The sequence below is a fragment of the Gordonia sp. ABSL11-1 genome, assembly GCF_030315685.1.
Lineage (GTDB): Bacteria > Actinomycetota > Actinomycetes > Mycobacteriales > Mycobacteriaceae > Gordonia.
In genome coordinates, this window is sequence record NZ_JASXSI010000008.1 from 34,390 (window position 1) to 60,014 (window position 25,625).

The 25,625-nt window shown below is 69.5% G+C and carries 4 protein-coding genes; all 4 read right to left on the minus strand.

Annotation, left to right across the window (positions count from 1 at the left end):
* Window positions 1–37: 37 nt before the first annotated feature.
* The 4 genes from entS to QSJ19_RS10970 are packed head-to-tail and all read right to left on the minus strand — an operon-like array spanning window position 38 to window position 25,384.
* Window positions 38–1,339, minus strand: a complete 1,302-nt coding sequence (entS, locus tag QSJ19_RS10955) for an enterobactin transporter EntS (protein WP_286320353.1) — start codon at window positions 1,337–1,339, stop codon at window positions 38–40.
* Complete coding sequence (locus QSJ19_RS10960) at window positions 1,336–14,652, minus strand: non-ribosomal peptide synthetase (RefSeq protein WP_286320354.1); 13,317 nt, start codon at window positions 14,650–14,652, stop codon at window positions 1,336–1,338. The genes entS and QSJ19_RS10960 overlap by 4 nt, the downstream gene beginning before the upstream one ends.
* Window positions 14,649–22,283 carry a non-ribosomal peptide synthetase gene (locus tag QSJ19_RS10965; protein WP_286320355.1) on the minus strand — a complete coding sequence of 2,545 codons (7,635 nt, stop codon included), beginning with the start codon at window positions 22,281–22,283 and terminating at the stop codon, window positions 14,649–14,651. Before QSJ19_RS10965 ends, QSJ19_RS10960 begins: the two co-directional genes overlap by 4 nt.
* The gene (locus QSJ19_RS10970; protein ID WP_286320356.1) at window positions 22,280–25,384 is read right to left on the minus strand and encodes a non-ribosomal peptide synthetase; all 3,105 of its coding nucleotides are present in this window, start codon (window positions 25,382–25,384) and stop codon (window positions 22,280–22,282) included. The genes QSJ19_RS10965 and QSJ19_RS10970 overlap by 4 nt, the downstream gene beginning before the upstream one ends.
* Window positions 25,385–25,625 lie beyond the last annotated feature (241 nt).

A 25,625-nucleotide genomic window follows, 5' to 3' on the forward strand; every position in this document is an offset into this window, starting at 1 on the left:
CCAGGGCATCACGACACGGACCTCCCGACACCGGGCATCACGACACCGAGGTCTCCTGCACCGCCGGCTCCTTCCGCACCCCCGCCAGCGAGCGCAGCGTGAGAGCGGCGATCGCTGACAGCACGACCATCACGATGCCGTAGTAGATGATGGCCTCGGAGGCAACCCAGATCGTGCCGAACGCACCGGCGACGACGGCGCCGACGGTGACACCCCCGACCTCCTGTGCCATCCAGATGCCGTTCACCCGGCCGAGCAGGGGTCCGGGGGTGTGATGCTGGATGATGGCGTAGCGCAACACTTCCTGGATGGCCTCGATGAATCCGATGACCACAAGCAGCGCCAGCGCGAGCCAGATGATCGGCGCGAGCCCGAAGAGGATCTGGACCACGAAGGTCAACGTCAGTGCACTCACGAGCACCACGCCGGGTCGCTGGACCGCCGACAACCAGCCGCTGGTGAGTGCCGCGACCATCGCGCCGGCCGCGACCGCCGCGTAGAGCAGTCCGGTGGCGCGCGCGTCGCTGTCGAAGCGTTCGGCCACCAATGCGGGCAACAGGGCGACGATGCCCGCGCCCAGCATCGCGAGCACGCCGACGATCATCACACCGGCTACGACACGCTGGCCGACGATGAACCGCACCAGGGATGTCTTTGCCTGCGGTGCAGCGGGTTCGGTCCCGGTCGGCGGCGTCGGTGGCGTGTGGCCGACCACCGGGGCGGTCGGCGGCATCGCCGGCAGACCGGTCAGGATGAGGACTGTGGTGGTCGCCAGGCACGCGGCGATCACGTAGGCCCATTCGACGCCGGCGCCCGCGATGATGAATCCGGCGATGCCGGGTGAGACGGCGGAGCCGATCCGCACGGTCAACGCACTCAGCGCACCGACGGCCACCAACTGATCGCGAGGGATGAGGGTCGGCACCGCCGCCATCAACGCCGATGTCGACAGGGCGCCGATCAATCCGTCGATCCCGGCCAGTCCGTAGAGGACCGCCACGGACGGCGTCCCGGCGATCAGTCCGAACGCGTTGATCGCGAGACCCGCGAACGAGAGTGCCGCTCCGGATCGGCCGATCAGGATCAGACGTTTGCGGTCGAACCTGTCGGCGAGGGAGCCGCCCACGAGCATCCCGACGAAGGTCGTGATGCCGGTGACAGCGGTGGCCGCGCCGACCTGTGCCGAGGACTTCGTCAGGTCGTACATCTGCACCGGCACCGACACCAGCAGCAGTCCGATGCCGATCAGTGAGATGAGCCGCGCGACGAAGATGCGACGAAACGGTGCACTCTCGCGCAAAGGTGAGATGTCGATGAGTAGGGATCGTGCCTTGCTCACAGGGTGTTGCCTCCCAATTGTCCGGAGTCGGTGCCGCCGACGTGCTCGGCGCCGGCCGACTGTTCGCTACCGTCGGCGCCGCCGGCGGTGAGGTCGCGGAGTACCGCGACCCACCGGTCGGCGAGGGCGACGACCGCCTCGCGTGCGATCAGGCCGGGCTGGTATGTCCAGTTCGCCTGCATTCGGGTTCCGTCCGGTCCGTCGAGCGTGGTCACGTCGACGACGAGCCCGTGCCCGGCGGGCATGGCGTCGTCCGGTCCGATTTCGGCCGATTCCGGGGCCATTCCCCAGTCGCCGAACCCGAACGAACGGTACCGGCCCAGATAGTTGAACTCTATTGCGGCACCGGGCAGATCCTGCCGATCGAGATACCGCAGGATGCCGTAGCCGATGCCGCCGTCGGGCAGGCCCGCACGCTGTGCGGTGAGTGCCCGCACCTGCTCGCGCGGCGATCCACCGCCACCCACCCGCACGGGGTGCACGGCCGTGAACCACCCGACGGTGCCGTTCAGATCCGCACCGGGCACGAGGTGCTCCTCCCGACCGTGCCCCTCGAGGTCGACGAGCGTCGGAACGCCGATGGCCACGCCGAACGCTCCGAGCAGCACATCGTCGACGGCGGCGCCGAGTACCGACGGCACCGGCCCCAGGAGGCTCTCGGCGATCTCGACGTCGATCTCGACCCGATGCCGCCGTGCCGTGCCCTGCAGGTCGATCGACGGGTCGAGCGTCCGCATGAACAACGCGTCGGCCGACGGCACCGACCCGCCCAGCAGGTTCTCCCACATCGGCAGTTCCGCCGACCGGTCGAGTGAGACCAGTGCGCGGGCCCACGACGCGAACGCGGTGGGTGCGGCGGGCAAGGAAACCTGCTCGGTACCGTCGTGCAGCTGGGTGTAGATCGCCACCAGTTCCGGTACGAGTGTGCGCCAGGAGACGCCGTCGACGACCAGGTGGTGCACCGCCAGAAGGAGACGCCCGGGGACGTCGGGGCCGCGATCGACCCAGACCGCCGATGCCATCACACCTGCCTCTGGATCCAGGCGTGCGCGGGCTCGTCGCGCGACGGCGGCGATGTCGTCGTCGGTCTCGCGGATCAGGAGTGCGCCGGTCACCGATTCCGGCACCTCGAGACGCCACGGTCCGTCATCCACGACGAGCCTCGCACGCAACATGTGATGCCGGGCGACGAGCCTCGCCAGCGTCGACCGCAGCACCTCGAGGTCGAGGTCGGCGGGTACGGTGAGCAACGCGGATTGATGGAATCCACGGATGAGGTCGACCGGTCGCCCGCCCCTCGTATCGCCGGCCGCCGCGACGCCCGAGCCGCAGTGGCGGACGAGCTCCTCGAGCCACCGGATGATGGGTGTGGCGGGGACCGCACCCGAGGAGATCTCTGGCACTGCACGCACCGCGGGGGCGTCGGCAGGATCGTCGAGCATCTGCGTCAGTTCGCCCGCGGTCTGCCCGGTCATGATGTCGCGCGGCGAGACCACGAAGCCCTCGGCGCGCAGCCGTGCGACGAGTTGCATCGCGACGATGCTGTCGCCACCCAGCTCGCCGAAGTCCTCGTCCAGACCGACCTGCTCGCGCGGAAGGCCGAGGACGTCCGCGATGGCGTGACATATCTGTTGCTGCACAGGGCTTTCCGGAGTGCGAACAGTGGTCTTGAACTCCGGCTCGGGGAGTGCGCGTCGATCGATCTTGCCGTTGGCGAGGGTCGGGAACGAGTCGAGCACGACGACCGACGACGGCACCATGTAGTCCGGCAGCACATCGCGGACCGCCGCGCGCACCACGGATGCGTCGGGTGGGGCGTCGGACCCCGAACCGTCGGAAACGGCCACGGCGTGCCCGACGACATAGCCGACGAGTCGTCCGGAACGCGCCACGGCGAGTGCGGTGTCGACGCCGGGCACGCTGACGAGCGCGGCCTCGACCTCGCCGAGTTCCACGCGGAAGCCACGGATCTTCACCTGATCGTCGCCGCGTCCGCGGTACTCGAGGTTGCCGTCGCGACGACGCCGAACGGTGTCGCCGGTCCGGTACATGCGGGAACCGTCCGCCGAGAACGGATCCGCGACAAAGCGTTCCGAGGTCAGATCGCCTCGCCCCAGATAGCCGCGGGCCAGTCCCGCCCCGGACAGGTACAGCTCACCGTCGACGCCGTGCGGAACCGGCAGCAACGCGCTGTCGAGCACGTATGCCCGGGCGCCGTCCACCGGCGAACCGATGACGGGATGCTCGGCGTCAGAAGCGCGGGCGACGAGGGCGTCGACGGTGGCCTCCGTCGGGCCGTACAGGTTGTAGGCGTCGGAATCGGTGAGTGCCCGCAGCTCCTGCCACTGTGCATCCGGGACGGACTCGCCGCCGAATCCGATGGCGGCCATTGAGCGTTCGGCCCCACCCAGCAGGCGCAGGTGGGACGGCGTCAGCTCCAGGAAATCCCAGGCCTCCGAGGACAATCGGGCGGCCAGAGCCTGTGCGTCCCGCTGTGTGTCCGCGTCGACGATGCTGATCTCGTGGCCGTCGAGCAGCCACAGCTGGGGCTGCCACGAGGCGTCGAAGGCCAGGGACCAGGCGTGACCGACGCGAAGGCGATCACGCCCGGTGCGGGCCCTGGTCGGTTCATGCAGCATCCGCCGATGACTCGCGAACAGATTCGTCAACCCGCGATGCGGGACCACGACACCCTTCGGCACACCGGTGGAACCGGACGTGAAGATCAGGTACGCGGGATGATCGGGACGCAGCGTGCGGATCCGACGTATCGGGGGCACCGGGCCGTCGACCGGTGCGAGCAGCGGATCTTCCGGAGATTCCAGGACGAGGCGCGGACGCGCGGCCGCGAGCATCGAGTTGGCCCGCTCGGCCGGCGTGTCCGGCTCGATCGGGAGATAGGCTGCGCCGGAGTAGAGCACCGCGAGAATCGTCTCGAGCGCGACGACCGAACGCGGTAGGCGTACGACGACGACGTCCTCGGGACCTACCCCGGCGTCGACGAGACGTGCTGCGAGACCACGGACCCGAACATCGAGTTCACCGAAGGTGCGGGTGCCGTCGGGACCGCGCAGTGCCGGCGCGTCGGTATCGCGCGCGACCACGGCGTCGAACAACTCGTCGAATGTGCCCGGCGGAGCCGGCGGACGGACGACGTCGCGGCGCTCGTCGGGGGTCCGCACGTCGAGACCGCGCAGCGACGCATCCGGTTGTGCCGCCATGAATTCCAGGACCGCGACGAGTCGCTGTGCCATGGCCTCGACGGTGGGTCGGTCGAACAGGTCGGTGCTGTACTCGATCACGCCGCCGATCCGCGTTTCGCCCGACGTCGTGTCCTCGGTGAAGTCGAACGACAGATCGAACTTGGCGGTCGTCGGTCGGCCGGATCCGTCGCCACCGGCGATGTCGGGATCGGGCAGTCGGCCGTCGACATAGACGACCATGGTCTGGAACAACGGGTTCAGCGCCGACGATCGTGACGCCGACACTGCCTCCACGACCTGTTCGAACGGGATATCGCGATGATCGAACGCCGCGAGGTCGGTGGCACGAACCCGTGCCAGCAACTCTCGAGGGGTCGGGTCGCCCGACACGTCGGTCCGCAGGACCAGGGTGTTCAGGAAGAAGCCGACAAGGCGGTCGAGGCGTGGATCGTTGCGGATCGTCACCGGCGTGCCGACCGGGATGTCGGAGCCACCGCCGAGTCGGGAGAGCAGCACTGCGACCGCCGAGTGCATCAGCATGAACATCGAGGTCCCGACACCATCGGCGAGGTCCCGCAACCGACCGGCCAGGTCGGGCTCGAGGAGCACGAAGACGCCGTCGCCGCGCCCGGTCGGACGTGGTGGACGAGAACGGTCATACGGAAGTGCGAGTTCGTCGGGCACGCCGGCCAACTCCTCGCGCCAGTACTGCAGCTGTCGCTCCCGTCGGTCACCGGCGACGGTCTCCCGCTGCCAGGCAGCGAAATCGGAGTACTGCAAGGGCAATTCGTCCCACTGCGGGTCGACGCCGGACAGCCGGGCGGCGTACGCCACATCGAGGTCGGCGCGCAACGGAGCCGCCGACCATTCGTCGGTCGCGATGTGATGGATGGTCACCACCGCGACAGCGTCGGTGGCCGTGACGCGGATCGGGATCTCGGTGGCGAGGTCGAACGCATGCGCGGCGCCGGCGAACAGTTCCTCGCCACCCGCGGCGTCGGTGACGACCACTCGAGGCCGGTCGACGAGCTCCGGCATCCCGTCGGGGTATCGGGTGCGCAACACCGTGTGCCTGCCGACGACATCGGCGATCGCCGCGCGCAGCACGTCGCGGTCGATCGGTGCCGTACCCGTGGGTCCGCCCGGGCGCCACAGCATCGGGACGTTGTATGTCGCCGACGGCCCCGACATCGCGTGCAGTGTCAGCATCTGCTCCTGCCCGAACGAGAGGACAGGACTGTCCTCGGGGCGGCGCAGTAGTTCGACGACACCGGCCGGGTCGACCGTGTGGTCCGCGGATTCGAGGTGACCGGCGAGGCCGGCGACAGTCGGGTGATCGAACAGGACCCGCACGCCGAGGTCATACCCCAGCGTCGCGCGCACGAGATTCGTGACCTTGATCGCGAGCAGCGAGTGTCCACCGAGCGAGAAGAAGTTCGCGTCCACGTCGTTCACCGGTGCGCCGAGCGCCGCGCCGAAGATCTCGGCGAGGTCCGCCTCCAGCGTGGTCCGGGGCGACGTGCCCGTCGCCGAACCGCGCGCGGGCAGCGGCAGCGCCCTCCGGTCGAGCTTGCCGGTGTGATTGAGCGGCAACGCATCCACCACGACGATGGGTGCCGGGACCATGTGGGCGGGTAGCGTCGCCGCCAGTCTGCTGGTGATGGCCTCGACGAACTCCTCGGACGTGACGGTGACCGCCTGGTCACCGACGACCCAGCCGATCAGCCGGTCTCCGTCGACGGCGACCGCGGCGCCGGACACACCGGGCAGCGATCGGATCGCTGTCTCGATCTCGCCGAGTTCGACCCGGTTGCCGCGCAGCTTGACCTGCGTGTCCGAGCGTCCGATGTACTCGAGTAGTCCGTCACGGCGTCGGACCAGATCACCGGTGCGATAGACCCGTGCACCCGGGATCTCACCGGTCGGGTCGGCGACGAACGTCGACGCGGTGAGGCCGGAGCGCGCGAGATAGCCACGGGCGAGGGATGTCCCACGCACATGGAGTTCACCGACGGTACCGTCGGGTACCCGCCGCAGGGAGGTGTCGAGCACCAGGAGTTCGGTGCCGGCGATAGGGCGCCCGATCGGGACCGTCCGGGTGGTGGTGTCCGGTTGTGCGGTGTGGTCGGTGACGACCACTGTCGTCTCCGTCGGACCGTAGGCGTTGATCAGTCGCAGGTCCGGCGCCTTGGTCAGGACGCGGTCCGCGAGATCGGCGGTGAGGGCCTCGCCACCGGCGATGATCTGACGCAGCCCGGGCACCGAGCCCAGATGCGGGACGAACTGCTCCAGCAGGGACGGCACGAACACGGCTGTGGTCACCTCGTGTGCGGCGATGATCTCGGCCTGGCGCCGGGGATCGAGCTGGGCGCCGGGCTCGGCGACGACGCCCGTGGCGCCACAGACGAACGGCAGCAACAGCTCCCAGACGGCGCCGTCGAAGCCGACCGGTGTCTTCACCAGGACGGCGTCCCGCGGGCCGGGTGTACCGCCGGGCATGCTCTCGAGCCGCCAACGCAGCAAGTTGACGAGGTTGCGGTGGCTGACGACGACGCCCTTGGGCCGTCCGGTCGATCCCGATGTGTAGATGACGTACGCCGGGTTGTCGGGGGCGGGTGTACCCGGAATGGGCACGGTGGGCTCGTCGACCGTCGGATCGGTGCTCGACGACAGGTCGGCGACGACGTCGTCGGACAGCGTGATCTTCGGCAGGTCCGCAGGCAGCGGGAGCGCGGTCGCCACCGTCGACGCGTCGCAGATGATCGCCGCCGGCGTGCTGTCGTCGATCATCAGCGCGATCCGGTCGGCGGGGAGGTCGGAGTCGACGGGGAGGTAGGCGGCCCCGCTGTAGAGGACCGCCTGCAGCGCCACCAGCTGCCCGATGCTGCGATCCATGATGACGGCGACGACGTCCTCGGGCCCGACGCCGAGGTCGTGCAGGGTGATCGCGATCCGGGTCGCGGCCCGACCAAGTGCGCCGTAGGTCAGGGAGCGACCTGCGGTGTCGCGCAGCGCGAGCTGATCTGTATGCGCCGTCGCGGCGGCGCGGAGGAAGTCGACGACGGTGATTCCCGGGACACCGGCCAACTGCTCAGGGCCGCTCTCCAGCTCTCGGAGGGCGTCGAGTTGCATCTCGTTCATCAGGTCGATGGTGTCGATGCGGACGTGGGGGTCGACCGCGACCGCGGCGAGGACGTGACGCAGGTGATCGAGCAGCATCCGGGCGGTGGCGGGGTCGAACATGTCCGTGGCGTACTCGAGTCCGACGGTCAGTTCGCCGGTGGATGTGATGTCGACAAACGTGAACGCCAGATCGAACTTCGCCTGAACCGCGGAGATCGGCTCGAATGTGGCCGGTGCGCCGAGGAATTCGCCCGGGACGGCATCGAGCGGGAGGTACCCGACGGTGACCTGGAACAGCGGGTTGCGTCCTCGGACCCGCGGCGGGGCCAACCGCTCGACGATCTGTTGGAACGGGACGTCGGCATGATCGAACGCCGCCAGGTCGACGGTCCGGACGCGATCGAGGAGTTCGTCGAACCGTGGGCGTCCGCCGACGTCGGTCCGCAACACCTGTGTGCCGACGAAGAACCCGACGAGATCGTCCAGGGCGGGATCCGTTCGGCCCGACACCGGTGTGCCCAGCGGGATGTCGTCGCCGGCGCCGGCCCGGTGCAGCATCGTGGCGACCGCCGCCTGCACGAGCATGAACATGCTCGCCCGGCGGGAACGGGCGATCTCGTGCAGCCGCGCCCGGCTCTTCGCGTCGAGCGTGATCGTCTCGGTCGCTGCGGATCCCGGGGAACCGGCCGGTCGGGGCCGGTCGCGGGGGAGCAGGAGCTCGTCGGGCAGATCGGCCAGGGTCTGCTGCCAGAAGTCCAGTTGGGCGGTGCCGCGCTCGGCGACACGACGTTGCTGCCAGATCGCGTAGTCGGCGTACTGCACCCGCAGCGGGGTGAAATCCGGTGACATCCCTGCGATCCGGGCCGCGTACGCGATCGTGAGATCGGTCAGCAACGGACGGTCGGACCATTCGTCGGTGGCGATGTGATGCAGGGCGATGGTCAGCACGCCGGTCGCGAAGTCGTGGTCTCCGCCGGTGATCTCGTCCAGGCGGATCCGGATCGGTGGCGCCGTCCGGAGTGCGAACGGTCGGGTGAGGGTCTGCCGCGCACGCTCGGTCACCATGGCCACGACGCCCTGCTCGTCCCCGTGGTCGGCGATGTCGACCTCACCGAACTCGACGACCTCGGGGATCTCCTCGACCGGGAGGACACGCTGGGCGGGTTCCCCATCGACGCTCTCGTCGATGACCGTCCGCAGGCTCTCGTGACGGAGCAGCAGATCGCGCACCGCCGCGCGCAGGGCCGTGCTGTCCACGGCCGCCCGCAGCCGGATGACGTGGCCGTAGTGGTAGGACACGTCGGTGGGATCGACCGCGTGCAGCACCCACAGCCGCTCCTGGGCAGGCGACAGCGGGATGCGGTCCGGTCGGGGGCCGACGTCGATGTCGGTGGCCGAACCGGTCATCCGTGCGCGCAGGGCCAGTTCTGCCGGGGTCCGTGCCTCGAAGAGGTCCCGGATGGCGACCTCCGCGCCGAGTTCGGTGCGCAAGGCCGCCGCGAGCTTCATCGCCGCCATCGAATGGCCGCCGAGCTCGAAGAAGTCGTCGTCGACGCCCACGGCACATACCGGTGCCCCGTCGTCGTCGTGCTCGTCGGCGATGCCGAGGACGTCGGCGAAGATCGCACACAGGTGACGCTCGAGGTCGGTCTCGGGCGCCCGTCGTGTGCCAGTGCGTTCGGGTTGCGGCAGCGCACGCAGGTCGAGCTTGCCGTTGACCGTCATCGGGAACGCGTCGACGGCGGCGAACAGGGTAGGCACCATGTAGTCGGGGAGCCGTGTCGCGAGCCTGCGCCGGATGTCGGCGAAGTCCGGCATCGCATCCGATTCGGTCGGGATGACATAGGCGACGAGGCGTTTGACGTCTGGAGCCGCCGGATCCGCGGTTGCGACGACAGCAGACGACGCGATTTCCGGGAATGCGGTCAACGCCGCGTCGATCTCGCCGAGTTCGACCCGGTGACCCCGGACCTTGACCTGGTCGTCGGTGCGGCCGAGGAAGTCGAGGTTCCCGTCGTCGCGGACCTTCATCAGGTCCCCGGTGCGGTACAGGCGGCCGCCGACGGCGAACGGATCGGCGACGAACCGTTCGGCGGTCAGATCCGGTCGGCCGAGGTACCCGCGGGCCGACCCCGCTCCGCTGATGTAGAGCTCGCCGGCGATGCCGGCAGGTACTGGCCGGAGCCACGGATCGAGCAGATGCGCGGTGGTGTTCCAGATGGGCGTCCCCACCGAGGAGGTGGGTGACTCGTCGGTGCCGATGCCGAGCGTGTTGATGGTGTACTCGGTCGGACCGTAGAGGTTGTATCCGAAGGTATGTGGGTGTTCGCGCAGGCGGGTCCAGACCGGCTCGGAGACCGCTTCGCCACCGAGGAGCACGAGGGGTGGGACGTGGTCGACGCCGTCGAGGAGGCCGTCGGCGAACAGTTGTGCGGCGTAGGTCGGGGTGACGTTGACGACGTCGATCCGGTGGTCGAGACAATAGGCGACGAGGGCGGCCGAGTCCCGCCGCAGGTCCTCGTCGCAGACGTGCACCTCGTGGCCCTCGACGAGCCAGAGGAGTTCCTCCCACGACATGTCGAAGGCGAAGGAGACGGTGTGCGCGATGCGGAGACGTCCGTGGATGCCTGCTCGACGGGCCACCGCGATCGCGGGTTCGAAGACCTTCTCGCGGTGATTGAGCTGCATGTTGGTCAGGCCACGATACGGGGTGACAACGCCCTTGGGCCTGCCCGTCGACCCGGACGTGTAGATGACGTAGGCGGGTGAGTCCGGATCGACCTGCGGTGCAATCCATTCCGGCTCGATCGGCGCGGGTGGGCGATCCGCCGTCAGTACCGCGAGGCCGAGGCCGGCGAACCGGCCGGCGACCGCCGAGTGGGTGAGGATCAGCGACGGTGACGCGTCGTCGAGGATCGCGTGCAGGCGGTCGTCGGGGTGGTCGAGCTCGAGCGGCAGGTAGGCGCCGCCGGCACGCAGGATCGCGAACAACGCCACGACGGTCTCGATGCTACGCGGGATGGCGAGGGCGACAACGGATTCCGCGCCGACACCGTGATCGTGGAGGGCGTGGGCGAGGCGATCGACATCGGACTCGAGTTCGGCATAGGTGCGACGACGATCGTCGGACACGAGTGCGTCGGCGTCGGGGATCAGGGCAGCACGATGTGCGAGCAACTCGGACACGGTCGTCCGCGGCAGCGGGTGGACCGGACCGACGAGGGGGCGATCGGTCGGCAGGCCGGAGTCGAGAGACGCCACCGGCCGCGTCAGATTCCGCCCGATGCCGTCGAGCAGATACCGGAACCGGCGCACCACTGCGCCGGCGGCGTCGTCGGTGATGAGATCGTCGCGGTATTCGAGTCGGAAGCGGATCGAGGCGCCCGGGGTGACGACGAGGGCGAGCGGGTAGTGCGTGTGGTCGAGGCTGCCCTCACCGATCAGACCGTGCAACTGCGATTGGGTCCGCTCCTCCTCCTCGGTGCGGAAGTTCTGCAGGACGTAGAGCACGTCGAAGAGCACCGGGCGGCCGGTCTCCTGTTGCAGCCGTGCCAATCCGATGTGGTCGTGGGACATCAGGGTGACACGGTCGTCCTGGGCTCGGCGGAGGAGATCGCCGACGGTCTCGTCGGGACGCAGCACCGTCCGGACAGGCACCGTGTTGAGGAACAGGCCGATCACCGTGTCGATACCCGGCACCTCGGTCGGCCGTCCGGCGACGGTCGATCCGAACGCGATGTCGGTGCGGCCGAGTACCCGGGAGAGGGTGAGGGTCAACGCCGTCGACACGATCGTGTTGAGCGTGACACCGGCCGTGCGAGCATCGTCGCGCAGACGCGCGGACAGGTCCTCGCCGAGATCCACCTCGATGCGCCGTGGCGCACGCGGCGTCAGACCGACCGCGCGAGGCGCGACGAGCGCGGGCTCGTCGTAGCCGGCGAGATGATCGCGCCACGCGGCGATGGAGGCCGCGTCGTCGGTGCCGTCGATCCACGCCAGATAGTCGCGCAGCGACGCCTCTCGCGCCGGCACGGGTGTGCCGTGCAGATGAGCGAGGAGCCGCGACACGAACACGCCTCCGGACCAGCCGTCCCACAACAGGAATCGGCGGTTGACGACGAGCCGGTCGTGTCCGCCGGGCAGGCGGATCAGCGTCATCCGCCACAGCGGGGCGTGCTCCAGCGCGAAGGGCACCGTGCGGTCGGCGGCGAGGACCCCCGCGATCCGCTCGTCGAGGGCGACGCCGTCCGGTGCCGTGGACTCGGTGTCGGTGAGGTCGACGACGGCGAGTTCGGGCTCGACGGTCGTCATGATCAGCTGGAGTGGCCGACCGTCGTGGTCGACGAACGCCGCACGGAGTTCGGGATCGGTGCGCATCAGTTCGGCCGCGGCCGCGCGGAGCGCATCGGCGTCGATCCGGTGACCGAAGTCCAGCCAGAACTGTGCGGTGTAGATGTCGGCGTCGGAGTCGACCCGGGCCTGGTAGTAGAGACCTTCCTGCAGCGGTGTCAACGGCCACACCTCGTCGACGTCGCCGAAGCGGTCGCGCAATGACGCCATCGCGCGTTCGTCGAGCGGAACGAGGCGGGTGTCGGCCTCGAGGGCGACTGCCGTGGTGATCGCCTCGGCAACCGGCTCGGCGTCGTCCACGCGTGCCGGGTCGATGTCGACGTCGACCGCCCAGCCCGTGTCCGACCGCGTGACGGCAACGCTCAGGGCGTGATCGGTCGGCAGGCCCAGATCACCGATCAGGACAGTGGGTTCCACGATGTCGCCGCCGGAGATCGCGGCCGTGAGCGCTGTACCGATCTGCGGCGACAGGTGCCTCAGGACGTCGAACGCGGGCCCGGGTATCGCGTCAGGAACGGGATCGTCGGTGTTCAGCCGCGCCGGAGAGAGGGCTTGCAGTGGGCCCGCTGTGCGCTCGGCGCCGACTGGCCGCAGATCCCTGACCAGATCGACCAGCAGGTCGTCGGGCATGCGGGTACCGAACACCCCGGCGAGTGCGCGCATGACGACCCGCGCCAGTACCGTCGGCGTCGCAGGTCCCGGTCGATGATCGGCCGGAGTGGTCAGCTCGACCCGTCGGACGATCCGGCCCGCGCGGGGATCGTGCAGCGGGACCGGCAGTGTGGCTCCGGGTGCGAGGATCTCGAGCCACCGCGGCAACGACGACGGATCCGCGGCGGCGGCGCTCAGCTCGGCTGTGACCTGTGCGAGAGTGCGCCGGACCGGGTCGATCTCGATATGGCGACCGACCGCGAGGTCGTCGAGGGCAGTCTGCAGGTCTGACGAGATCACCTGGGCTGAGCGAGGATCGATCACCGCGGCGTCGGCGGCGATGGTGAGCTCGCCGGTCGACGGATCGAAGGTCGCACCCGACCCCGGTCCGCCCGCGTGACCCGTGGACACGGGCAGCGGGCACTGTCCTGAGGGCAGGGTGGACAGCATCCACAGGACGGGGACGGGACGCTCGAGTGTCGTGCGCAGCGCGGCATGCCGGTCCACGATCGCGTCGACGACCGACTGGACCTGGTCGAGCGGTGTACCCGGTACCGCACGGGCGTACAGCAGACGTGGTGCCAGCACGGTGGGATCGACACCGGCCAGGCGCAGCCGATGCAACGCCGGCGTCAGGGCCGACGGTCCGCCGGTGGCGTCTCCTGGTTCGTCGGGACGGTCGTCGCCGAGCATGCCGTCGCCGAGGGCCTGTAGTCGGGCGTGCGGACGGGCGGCGAGCGCATGGAGGAATGCGGCGAGGTCGTCGGCGAGAGCCGCCACCTCGGAGCCGACCGACTCGACGCCCCGCAGCACGACCTCGGCGGGACGGTCCTTGCGGCGCAACTGGATCTGGATCTCGACGTCGGATACCGGACCCGACGCGAGAGCGTGCGCGGTGAGGACATGCCCACCGATCATCTGCCGCGAGGTGTTCGACATGACGTTCACGCCTAGCCCGAACATCCGGTATGGAGCAGTGCCGGAGGCGGTTTCGGATCTACCGGCGGAGGCCAGTGCGCGACCGAGATCCTCGCCGCGGAACCGGCTGTGGGCGATGAGCGAGAACAGAGCGGAGTCGACTCGCCGTGTGATGTCGGCGAGGTTGTCCCGCCCGTACGCCCGGACCCGCAGCGGCAGCACGCTCGTGACCATGGACGGGGCGGTGCGCATCGCCCGGTCGAGCCGCCCGGTGACGGGCAGTGCGAGAGTGAGATCATCGCGTCCCGTGCGTATCTGAGCGAAAGCGGTGATCGCGGCGATCATCAGCACCGTGGGACGCACACCGATCTCGGACGCCAGCGCACGCAACGGCACGAGGTCGGACACCGGCACCTCGAAACGCGCATGGATGTGACCCTTGCCCGGCGGTGGTTCCGCCGCGAGCAGCCGGACCGGCTCGGGTCGATCGCCCATCCGCTCGGTCCAGTACGTCTCGTCGGCGCGGAATCGCTCGCTCGACCGGTAGTCGGCCTCCGCGGTGGCGATGGTCGTCACGTCCCATGCCCGTTCGGCGGGCCTGCCGTCATAGTGCTCCTGCACGGCCTGCAGGAAGTGGATCAGCCCGACGCCGTCGCAGACGAGGTGATGGACCTTGAGATAGATGACGACGTCGTCGTCGGAGACGCGCAGAATGGCGAACTGGGACAGAGGCCCTGCATGGATGTCCATGGGCTTGGCCATGTCCTCGGCCATCCAGGTGTGGGCATCGCCATCTCGCAGGTCGAGGAACGACAGCGACCACCGGTCGGCGGGCAGGAGCCGCTGACGCAACTCGCCGCCGTCATCGGCGAAGACCGCCCGCATCGCCTCGGCCGACTCGAGGGCGGCCTCCAGCGATGTCTGCAGACGGGCGTGGTCGAGGTCCGCGGAGACCTCCGCGTAGAGACCGGTGTTGTAGAGGGTGGGATCCGGGGCCACCTGCATTGCCAGATAGATATCGCGCTGCCCCGCGAGGGTGGGCAGGGTGTGCAGGGAGGTCGAGGTCACGCGTGCGCTCCGGAATCGATCGGGGCCGACAGGGATTCGAGCGCGGCGCGCCACGCCCCGGCGAGGGCGCGGACGGAGTCGGAGCTCAGTTGATCGGGCAGGTGGGCGAAGGTGGCTGCCAGGACGGGTCCGTCGGTCTCGTCGCGACACACGATGTCGATCTCCAGGGGATATCCGCACCCGAGGCCGTCATCCGGGGTGGCGGCGAGCGACGTCGACTCGGCCGACGGCTGCCAGTCCATGCCGCCGCCGACCGGGAAACGGCCGAGATAGTTGATCAACACTGACGCGCGTGACAGTCCCGCCAGCGCGGCCGACAGCTGCGGGTTGAGGTATCGCAGCATCCCGAAACCGGCTCCGGCCGAGGGTATCTCGCGCCACAGTCGTTCGGCGTCGCTGACTGCTGCCGACAGATCGTGGCAGACCGGTAGGCGCAGGGGGGCGACGGTGGTGAACCAGCCCACCGTGTGCGACAGATCGAGATCACCCAGCCCCGCGCCCTCGGTGTCACGGCCATGGCGTTCGGTGTCGATGAGGAGGTCGGCGGTCTCGAACACCTGCGTCGCTGCCATCCGCAGTGCGCCGATGAAGACCGAGGTGATTCCGACCCCCAATCGTGCGGGAGTGTCGGACATCAGAACCGATGTGGTCTCCGCATCGAGTGTGACGACCTGGTGGCGCTGGTCGCCGACCTGCCCCCCCGACGGCGGTGCGCCGGGTATCAGATCGGCACCCGGGGCGAGGACGGTGGCCCAGTGTGTGGCCTCGTTCAGCAGTGCGGGATCGTCGGCGCGGGCGGCGACGACGGCAGCGAAGTCGTGCAGGGTCGTGGTCTCCGGCAGCGGTGTGGGTGCGAGCCCGGCTGCGGCATCGGCGTGGAACGACGCGAGGTCGTCGAGGAGAATCCGGCGGGACACCCCGTCGACGGCCAGGTGGTGGATGACGAGGACGAGGCGACCCCGATCACCTACGCACGGCTCGAGGAATGTGGCCGCCAGCATGGTGCCGGCAGTCGGATCGAGACGTCCGGCGGCACGGCCGGATTCGATCCGTACCGCGGTGGTGACGTCGGTGTGTGTGCCGTGCGGCACCACCTCGAGCACCTCGGCGGCGCTGACCGTGCCGGGTGGCCCCGCCTCGAGACTCCAGACGACACCGGCGACGACCGTCAGCGTCATTCGCAGCGCCTCGTGGGTGTCGATGATCGACTGCAGTGCCGCCTCCAAGGATGCGCGGTCGGCATCGACGGGGGTGTCGACGACCAGCGACTGGTTGAATCGTGCGATCGGACCACCGAGCTCTCGCAGTCGATGCACGACGGGGAGCAGGGGCACCGCGACCGCGGCGAGCCGGGTCGCATCGGATCCGGGCCCAGCCGCATCGCGGTCGGCCTCCGGGTCGTCGTCGATCCATCGGGTCACGGCGGCGAGACCCTCGATCGTGCGGTGGGTGAACACATCTCGGGGCGTGAGCTGCAGCCCACGCCTGCGGGCACGATTGACCATCGTCGTCGAGACGATGCTGTCGCCGCCGAGCGCGAAGAAGTCGTCGTCGACGGACACCGCGGGGAGGCCGTCCTGGTCGCGCTCGATGCCGAGGCTGTCGGCGAAGACGTCGGCGAGCGCGCGTTCGAGGTCGCTGGTGGGACGCCGACCGCCGACGCTGCTCAGGTCCGGATCCGGCAGGGCGGACGTGTCGGTCTTCCCGTTCACGGTGAGGGGGATGGCGTCGAGGACGACGACCGCCGCCGGCACCATGTGCTCGGGCAGTCGACTGCTCGAGCCGGCGCGGACGGCCGCGGGGTCGAGACTGTCACCGACGACGTACGCGAGAATCCGGTCGTTGCCGTCCGGTCCCGGCCGGGTGATCACCGCGACGTCGTCGACGGCGTCGAGTGCGGCCAGGGCGGAACGGATCTCGCCGAGTTCGATCCGGAATCCACGGACCTTGACCTGGGTGTCGGATCGGCCCTGGTAGAGCAGTCGCCCGTCCGTGGTCCGACGGACCAGGTCGCCGGTGCGATACAGCACGCCACCGTGGGAACCGGGATCCGCGACGAATCGCGCCGCGGTGAGCGACGGACGATTCAGGTACCCGGGCGCGACCTGAGGACCGGCGAGGTACAGCTCACCGCTCGCGCCGTCGGGGACCGGGCGCAGGTACTCGTCGAGCACTGCGCCGGAGAAGCCGGGCAGCAGTGCACCGATGTCGCTGCCGGGTGCCGTGCGCGCGGTCTTCTCGTCGACGGTGAGATGGCTGGCGTGCACGGTGGTCTCGGTGATGCCGTACATGTTCACCGGCGTCACGTGGGGGTGTCGGGCCATGAAGTCGGGCAGCCGACGCAGATCGAGGGCCTCGCCACCGAAGATCACGTACCGCAACGCGGACAGGTCGACGTCCCCGCCCGCGCGAACAGCGGCGTCGAGCGCGAAGAACGCCGACGGAGTCTGGCTGAGCACCGACACCCGTTCGGCGGCGAGCAGTGCGCCGAACTCATCCGGTGCCCGGGTCACCGATCGATCCGGGATCACGATGCACGCACCCGTCGACAGCGGACCCCACAGCTCCCACACCGAGAAGTCGAAAGCGTACGAATGGAACATCGTCCACACATCGTCGGCGGTGACGTCGAACAGGCCGTCGGTGGCGTCGAGCAGTGCGACGACGTTTCCGTGGGTGACGGTGACGCCCTTGGGTCGACCGGTCGAGCCTGACGTGAAGATGACGTACGCGAGGTGATCCGGGCCGATCTCCGGCAGCGTCGCCGACTCGGATCTGTCGGTGGCTGTTGCCGCGAGGTACTGCCCGTCCACGATCAGTCGCGGGTGCGCGTCCTCGATGATTCCGGTGACCCGCTCGGCGGGATGATCGGGATCGATCGGCACGTAGGCGGCGCCGGTCCGCAGTATCGCGAGGAGGGCGATCACGAGATCGGCCGAACGCGGCACGCGCAGCGCGACGAGGTCGCCCGGCCCGACGCCGTCCGCGATCAGCCGGTGGGCGAGTGCCGCGCTGCGACGGTCGATCTCGGCATAGGTGAGGCGTTCGCCGCCCGCGACCACCGCCGTCCGCTCGCCCGACCGTCCGAACGTCGTGCTCATGATGTCGACGAGAGTGCGCGCCGTGCGACCGATCCGGAGGTCTGCGCCGACGAACGCACGGGACGACGCGACTCCGGGGAGACTCTGTGGCGTGGTCAGTCGCAGGTCGGCCATACGTGTGCCAGGGGCGGCGGCGAGCAGGTCGAGCACCGCGGTGACACGGCCGGCGAGCTCGTCGGCTGTGCGGCGATCGAAGAGTTCGGTCGCGTACTCGAGGCGTAGCCGGATCCCGGCGCCGTCGGCGAGCTCGGCGAATTCGAAGGTCAGGTCGAACTTCGACGTGGTCGTCCGTGGGAAGAGCGGAACGGCCGTGAGGCCGTCGAAATCGGGTGCGACGATGGGGTCGCGATACTGGACCATCGTCTGGAACAACGGGTGACGTGCCAGCGACCGGTTCGGGGCGAGCGCTGTGACCACCTCGTCGAAAGGGACGTCCTGATGGTCGTAGGCGGCGAGATCGGCGGTCCGCACGCGTGCCAGGACCCCGGCCAGATCCGGGTTGCCGGACAGATCTGTCCGCAGGGTCAGGGTGTTCACGAACATGCCGATCATCCGGTCCGCGGAGGCCGCAGACCGCCCGGCGACAGGAGTCCCGACGACGATGTCATGCCCGGCGCCGGACGCCGAGATGGCCACGGCGACAGCGGCATGCGTGACCATGAACATGGTCGCGCCCCCATCACGCGCGCGAGCGCGCAGCCTTGTCAGGCGCTCGGCGTCGATGACGCGCACGATCTCGTCGCCGCCGTGTCCGCGGTCAGCGCCGCGTGGTCGATCGACCGGAAGGTCGAGTTCCTCAGGCGCCCCGGACAGTTCGCGACGCCAGAACTCCAGTTGGGTGTATGCGCGCGATCCGGGTTCGTCACGGCTGCCGAGGCGCTGCAACTGCCAGACGGTGTGATCGGCGAACTGGATCGGCGGGGGCGCCACCTCCAGACCGTTGTAACCCGCTGCGAGTTCGTCGAAGAGCCGGCCCGCCGACCACTCGTCGGCGGCGATGTGATGCACCGTGATCAGCAGGATCGACGTCGACGGTCGTGACATTGTTGACGTCGCCGACTCCGTCGACCCGACGGCGCCCAGCAGGTCGGCACGGATGGGCAGGTCGGCGGTCAGGTCGAAGGGTCGCGCGATGAGGGCGTCGATCGCCGCCGTCGTGTCGGCGTCGCCGACGACCCCGCCGACCGCGATCTCACCGAGTCCGAGATCGTCGGCGGCCGACGGCGGATCGATGATCTGGGCGCCGTCGACGATTCTGGTCCGCAGGGCCTCGTGGCGGCGCACGATCCCGCGCAGTGCCGTGACGAGGCGGTTCCGATCGGGTTCGCCGGTCAGTCGGACGGCGAACGGGATGGTGTAGGCGGCGTCGTCGACACCGCTCTGGAACCACAACCGACGCTGCGCCGGTGACAGGGGCAACGGACTCGGTCGCACGTCGAGCGCGGCCGGTTCGTCCGGTGCCGTCGTCGAACCGTCCGAAGCGGATGGTGCCGCCTCCAACTCACCGGCGACGAGATCGACGATCTGCGACAGCACCGGATGGTCGAACACCTGCGCGACGGTGAGGACGGCGTCGGTGGTGACCCGGAGGCGGGTCAGCACCCGGGTCGCCGACAGCGAGTGTCCACCGAGGTCGAAGAAGTCGTCGTCGAGCCCGGGCTCCGGGATGCCGAGGACATCGGCGACGATGCCGACGACCGCGCGTTCGAGGTCGTTGGTGGGCCGGCGTCGTCCGGTTCGGCGAACGGTGTCGGGTGTGGGGAGTGCGCGCCGGTCGATCTTTCCACCGGGCGTCAGCGGCAGGCTGTCGAGCCGTGTCCACGTCGACGGGATCATGAACGCGGGCAGGCGTGCGCGGAGTCGCGCCGCGACGTCGGCGGTGTCGGCGCTACCGGTGAGGTAGGCGTCAAGACGGACAGCGACCTCGCCCTGCCCGTCGTCGGACCGGCCGGCGACGACGACGGCGGCATCGACCCCGCCGATGGCGGCCAGCGCGGCCTCCACCTCGCCGAGCTCCACGCGGTTGCCGCGGATCTTCACTTGACCGTCGTTGCGGCCGAGGAGGTGCAGCGTCCCGTCGCCGGCGAGGACCGCGCGGTCACCGGAGCGATACATGCGAGCGCCGGAACCATCGGTGGCCGCGACGAATCGTGCTGCCGTCTCATCCGGACGGCGGTGGTAGCCGCGGGCGAGCTGCACGCCGGCGACATAGAGTTCGCCGGGCACACCCGACGGGACCGGACGCAGTCGGCGGTCGAGCACCCACAGGCGGGCTCCGGGCACGGCGGTACCGATGTGCACCGGGCCGGTGACGATGCCGGTCGCGACGTCACCGGCGACCTCGGAGGAGCCGTAGGAGTTGACGACCTCGGCCGCCGACGTGTGCAGACGCTCGACGACAGTGGACGTCATGGGTTCTCCGGAGACGATCCAGCGGTGTGGCCGCAGCGGCAGGGCGGTGGGCTCCGCTGCGTCGACCATGGCGTGGGCGAGGGACGGGACTGCCGTGATCTGGTCGGCCCCGGTGGCGACGGCGAGCTCGCTCAGTCGTCCGGCGTCCCGTGAGGTCGTGTCGTCGGCCAGGACGACGGTCGCACCGGCCGCGAGCGCCCCGAACAGTTCGGTCGTGCCGTCGATGAATGCGAATGAGCTCTTGGCGAGGACCGTCGTGGCGTCCCAGTGCCGTGCGGCCCAGCCGATCCGGTTGGCGAGGGCGCCGGCGGTGCCGACGACGCCCTTGGGAAGGCCGGTCGAGCCGGAGGTGTAGACGAGGTAGGCGGCGGCGTCGGGACGGATGGCACCGACGGGCATCGTCGACGGGTCGTCGGTCGTCTCCGCGACGATGTCGGCGAGCACGGCGTCGTCGACGACCAGGTCCGGATTCGCATCGGCCAGCATGAACGCGATCCGGTCGGCCGGATAGGCGGGATCGATGGGCAGATAGGTGCCTCCCGTGCGCATCACGGCGACGAGCATCGCCACCGCCGCGGGTGTGCGGTGCAGTGCGATCGCGACCATCGACTCGGCACGGATCCCGCGGCGATCCAGGGCTGCGGCGAATCGTGCTGTCGTGGTCTCGAATTCGCGATAGCTGATCCGTGTGTCACCGGCGACGACGGCGAGCCGGCGGCCGGCCTGTGCCGACATCTCTGCGATCCGTGCCGCGACCGGGCGGAAGGGGAGCGCCGGAATCGGCGCTTGCCGATGCCCGGCGTTGTGACCGGCGAGTCCGCGGCCGGCTCCCTGATCGACACCGTCCGAACCTGATCGGGGCAGTCGGCCGACCGGTACATCGCCGGCGTCGGCGAGCGCGCCGAGAAGGCCCACCAGGGAGTCGAGGAGCCGGGGGTCGACCCCGCGACGTTCGAACACGAGCCGGATCTCCGGGTCGTCTTCGACGATCAGGGTTGCCGAATAAGTGTTCTCGTCATCGATGACCGGACGGACCGAACCCCTCGGGAAGCTCTCGAACACGACGACGGAGTCGAACAGTTCGCCCATCCCCATCGCCGCTTGGATGTCGCCGAGCGCGGTGTGCTGGTGATCGAGGAGTGCGAGTTGCTCGCGCTGGACGCGGGCGAGCAGCCGGGTCGGCGTCTCGGACGGGTCGAGCCTGACGCGCACCGGGATGGTGTTGATCAGCATGCCGACCATCTCGTCGACTCCCAGGACGGCGGGATGACGCCCGGACACCACGGCGCCGAACACGATGTCGTCGCTGTCTGTCAGGTCGGCCAGCACCAGTGCCCAGCTGACCTGGATGAGCGTGTTCAGCGTCGCGCCGGAGCGGTGGGCGAGAGAACGCAGCGCCGACGACCGCTCGGCGGACAGACGATGATCGGCCGATCGGGACGGAATCGATTCCGACGGCTTCCCGGTGAGATGCTGATCGACGAGCGGCAGCCGCGTGGGGCCGCGGAAACCGGACAGCGTCCGCGTCCAGACCTCGGTGTCGGCGGGGCGTGCGGTCAGCCACCCCAGGAAGGTGCTGATCGGTTGCACCGGAGGGAGTTCCACGCCCGTGTAGCCGGCGACGATCTCCTCGAGCACGCGATGGATCGACCACCCGTCGACGGCGACATGGTGTGCCACCATCACCAGGGTCGAGGTGGCCGTCCCTCCTGCCGGCCGATCTGTCACGAGGACGAACCGCACCGGAGGTGGCGACGCGAGGGACACCCCCAGCGAGCGTTGGTCCGCGTGAACCGCGGCGATGTCCGAGGTCGCGTCGAGCTCCTGGTACGACAGCGGGACCTCGACCGCCCCATGCACCCGGGCGACGGGTTGCCCGGTCCGACGACGGGTGTAGGACGTCCGCAGCGAGGCATGGCGTCGCACGACGGTGTCGATCGCCCGCTGCATGACGTCGGTGTCGACGTCGGCCGCGGGGCCCAGGTCGAGGTCCGCCAGGATCAGATAGGGGTCGGTCTCGCCGGCGGCGCGGGGTCGCGTCGAGTGATAGACGATCGCCTCTTGCAAGGGCGTCAGGGGCAGGATGTCCTCGAGGCCCTGCGGACGTGCGGCACTCACAACAGGTTTCCGTCCATCAGCTCGTCCATCTCGTCGGAACCGACACCGGAAGTGGTCATCCGGTCGCTGGTCCCGCTCGTCGAAAACCCGGTGTCGTCCGTGGGCGCAGCGGTGAGGGCGAGCGGGCGCGCACGCGTCGCGAGCGCAGCCACGGTCGGTCCGTCGAAGACGTCGAGGACGGTGATCACGAGGCCGGCGCGAGCCGCACCGGCGACGAGGCGTACCGCGCTGATGCTGTCACCGCCCAGATGGAAGAAGTTCTCGTCGGCACCGACACGAGGAAGCCGGAGGACGGTGGCGAACGCTTCGGCCAACGCGTGTTCGGCGGATGACCGCGGCGCCCGGCCCTGACCGGCCTCTGCAGCGAAGTCGGGAGTGGGCAGCGCCCGGCGATCGACCTTCCCGTTCGGAGTGAGGGGCAGGCCGGGCACCACGAGGACCGCCGCCGGAACCATGTAGTCGGGGAGTAGCGAGGCCGCGTGGTCACGGAGAACCGTCACGTCCACGTCCGTCTCTCCGGTTGGGACCACATGGGCGATCAGCCGTCCGTCGATCGTCGAGGCGACGGCGCGGGCGACCGAATCGTGCTCGGCGAGTGCGTTCTCGATGTCGCCGAGCTCGATCCGGAAGCCCCGGACCTTGACCTGGTGATCGATCCGGCCGAGGCACTCCAGCGCCCCGTCGTCGCCCGCTCGGGCGAGGTCGCCGGTGCGATACATCCGTGCACCCGGGCCGCCGAACGGGTCGGCGACGAACCGCTGGGCCGTCATCGTAGTCATTCCGTGATAGCCGCGGGCCAGCCCATCGCCGGTGAGATAGAGCTCGCCGATCCGGCCCTGCGTTACTGGATACAGGGCGGCGTCGAGGACGCGCACACCGGTGTTGTCGATGGGTGTGCCGATCCGGATCGGGGCTCCGGCCTCGACGTGAGCGGTCGTCGACCAGATCGTCGTCTCGGTCGGGCCGTACATGTTGCGCACCGACCGCGCGTAGGTGACGAGGCTCTCGGCCACCGTGGGCGGGAGTTGCTCACCGCCGACGAGCACGTCGACGCCGGCCAGGGAGGCGCCGTGGCCGCTGTCGAGGACCGCGGTCCACAGTGACGGGGTCGCCTGCATGAGATCGACGCCGTGACGCCCGATGAGCGCGGCCAGCGCCGTCGGGTCGTGGACCTCGTCGGGCGTCGCCAGGACCACGGATGATCCGGCGGCGAGTGGGACGAGTGTCTCCAGGATCGCGATATCGAAGGAGATGGTCGTCACGGCGAGCATCGTCCGGCCTGGGCGCAGACCGATCCGACGGATCATGGCATCGGTGAAGTTCCGCAGGGCCGCATGGCCGACCACGACACCCTTCGGTGTGCCGGTCGATCCGGACGTGTAGATGACGTAGGCGGGGGAGTGTGCCGACGCAACGGGTCCCACACCGGATCGGCGCCCTCGCGAATCCCGCTGGCGTCGGACGATCGGCCTGTCGTGCCCGCTCTCGATCGTCGCCACCGGTCTCGCATCGTCGAGGGTTACACGGAGGCGGTCATCCGGGAAGCCGGGATCGAGCGGCAGAAATGCTGCGCCGCTGCGCAACACGGAGAGGAGGGCCGCGATGAGGTCGACACCCCGGGGCAGTGCGACGGCCACCACGTCCTCGGCATCACATGGCCCGAGTTGCGCGGAGAGCAGGTCGACTCGCCGTCGCAGGTCGCCGAACGTGAGGCGTTCGTCTCCGCACGCGACCGCCGGGAGATGGTCCGGTTGTCCGAGGATGCGGTCGACTACGGGGACCGGGTTCACCGGGACCCGCGCGCGGTCGTCGGCCGCGCGGATCGCGATCCGGCGCGCGTGGTGATCGTCGGCGGCGACGAGGGCCGCGGCGATCGGCGGTCCGTTGTCCGACATCGCGGTCGCGATCATGCCGCCGATGCCACGCGCGATCTCCTCGACCCGGTCCCGGTCGTACAGGGCGGTGTCCGCGTCGAGGACGAGTTCGAGATCCCCGGGGTCCGGGACGCCAAGGTCGAGGGCCGTGACGGACATGTCCACCACCGGACCGCGGGCGAGCGACATGACCCGCGCCGTCGACGTCCCGAAGGCGATCGTGGAGCCGAACGGCTTGATGTTGACGGTCGGGCCGATGGCGCCGTCGACGCCGACGTGTCGCAGATCGCGCACGATGTCCTCGCCCCGATAGCGCGCATGACCGGCGACCGCACGGAGTCGGGCCGACACCCGGTCGGCGACATCGTCGACGGTGTCACTCATGCGCACCTCGACCCGCAGCGGGATCACGTTCACCGTCGAGCACGGGACATTCGCCGCCGGCGAACCGAGCCGGTTCATCATCGGGAAACCGAGCACGACGTCGTCGGTCTCGGCCTCGCCGGCGCAGAAGGCGGCGATCGCGGCGGTGAGTCGGGCGGGCGACCGGGTGATCGCGCCCGCGTCCGGTACGACGGTGCGGACGGTGTGGACATCGGCGGCCAACCGATGGGTCCGAGGACAGCCGGACAGTGTGAGAGGTGCGGTGACGCCGGACAATTCGGATGACCAGAAGTCACGGTCGGAATCCGGCGCGACATCGAAATCGGCGGGCAATGTGGAGATCGAGCGCAGCGCGCGAGCATCGTCGGGGTCGGCGTAGACCGCGGCAATGCGTCGGCCGATCAGGCCCAGGCCGTACGCGTCGAGGACGATGTGGTGGGCGATCAGCAGCAGTGCCGTGTGGTCACCGGCGGTCAGCACGGTGATCGAGGCGCACGGTCCGGCCCCGGGATCGATCACTGTGCACACCGCGGCCCGGGCGTAGCGGTCGATCGCGTCGTCGTCATCTGAGGCACTGCCATCCGGGACGCCCTCATCAGGGAGATCGACCCGGGTCACCGGGATCGCCTCGCCGATCTCCACGGTGACGTCGCCGTCGGTGTCGGCACGGAATCGGCTACGGAGACCGTCGGCCTCGCCGGCAACCCGGCGGGCGGCGGCGAGGAGCCGCGCCGGGTCGGGATCGATGTCGAATCGGAACAACTGGCCGACGGTGAAGACCGGTGAGGTGGGCAGAACCGACTGGGCGAACCACAATCCGCGCTGCGCTGCGGAGGCTCGCATCAAGGTCGTGAACCCGCGACACGACGAAACAATTCGCTGAGGTGATCACGACGGACGATTGCCACATAGCTTAGCCTACCCAATCTTACGGCTCCGATCGAAATCGGGCGCGGGACTCCCGCTGTGCGCGGGGGTGGCCTCACATCAGATCCCAATGAAGGTTAGGCTAAGTAACGTTGTAGTGTTACCGTGCTCCGTCAGCCTCCGTTCATCTGTGGCGCGATGTCTGCCGGGGGCTTGT

Excerpts from the sequence above, each read along its gene's own strand:
- QSJ19_RS10970 (WP_286320356.1), bottom strand. The coding sequence starts at position 25,384 with ATGCGAGCCTCCGCAGCGCAGCGCGGATTGTGGTTCGCCCAGTCGGTT.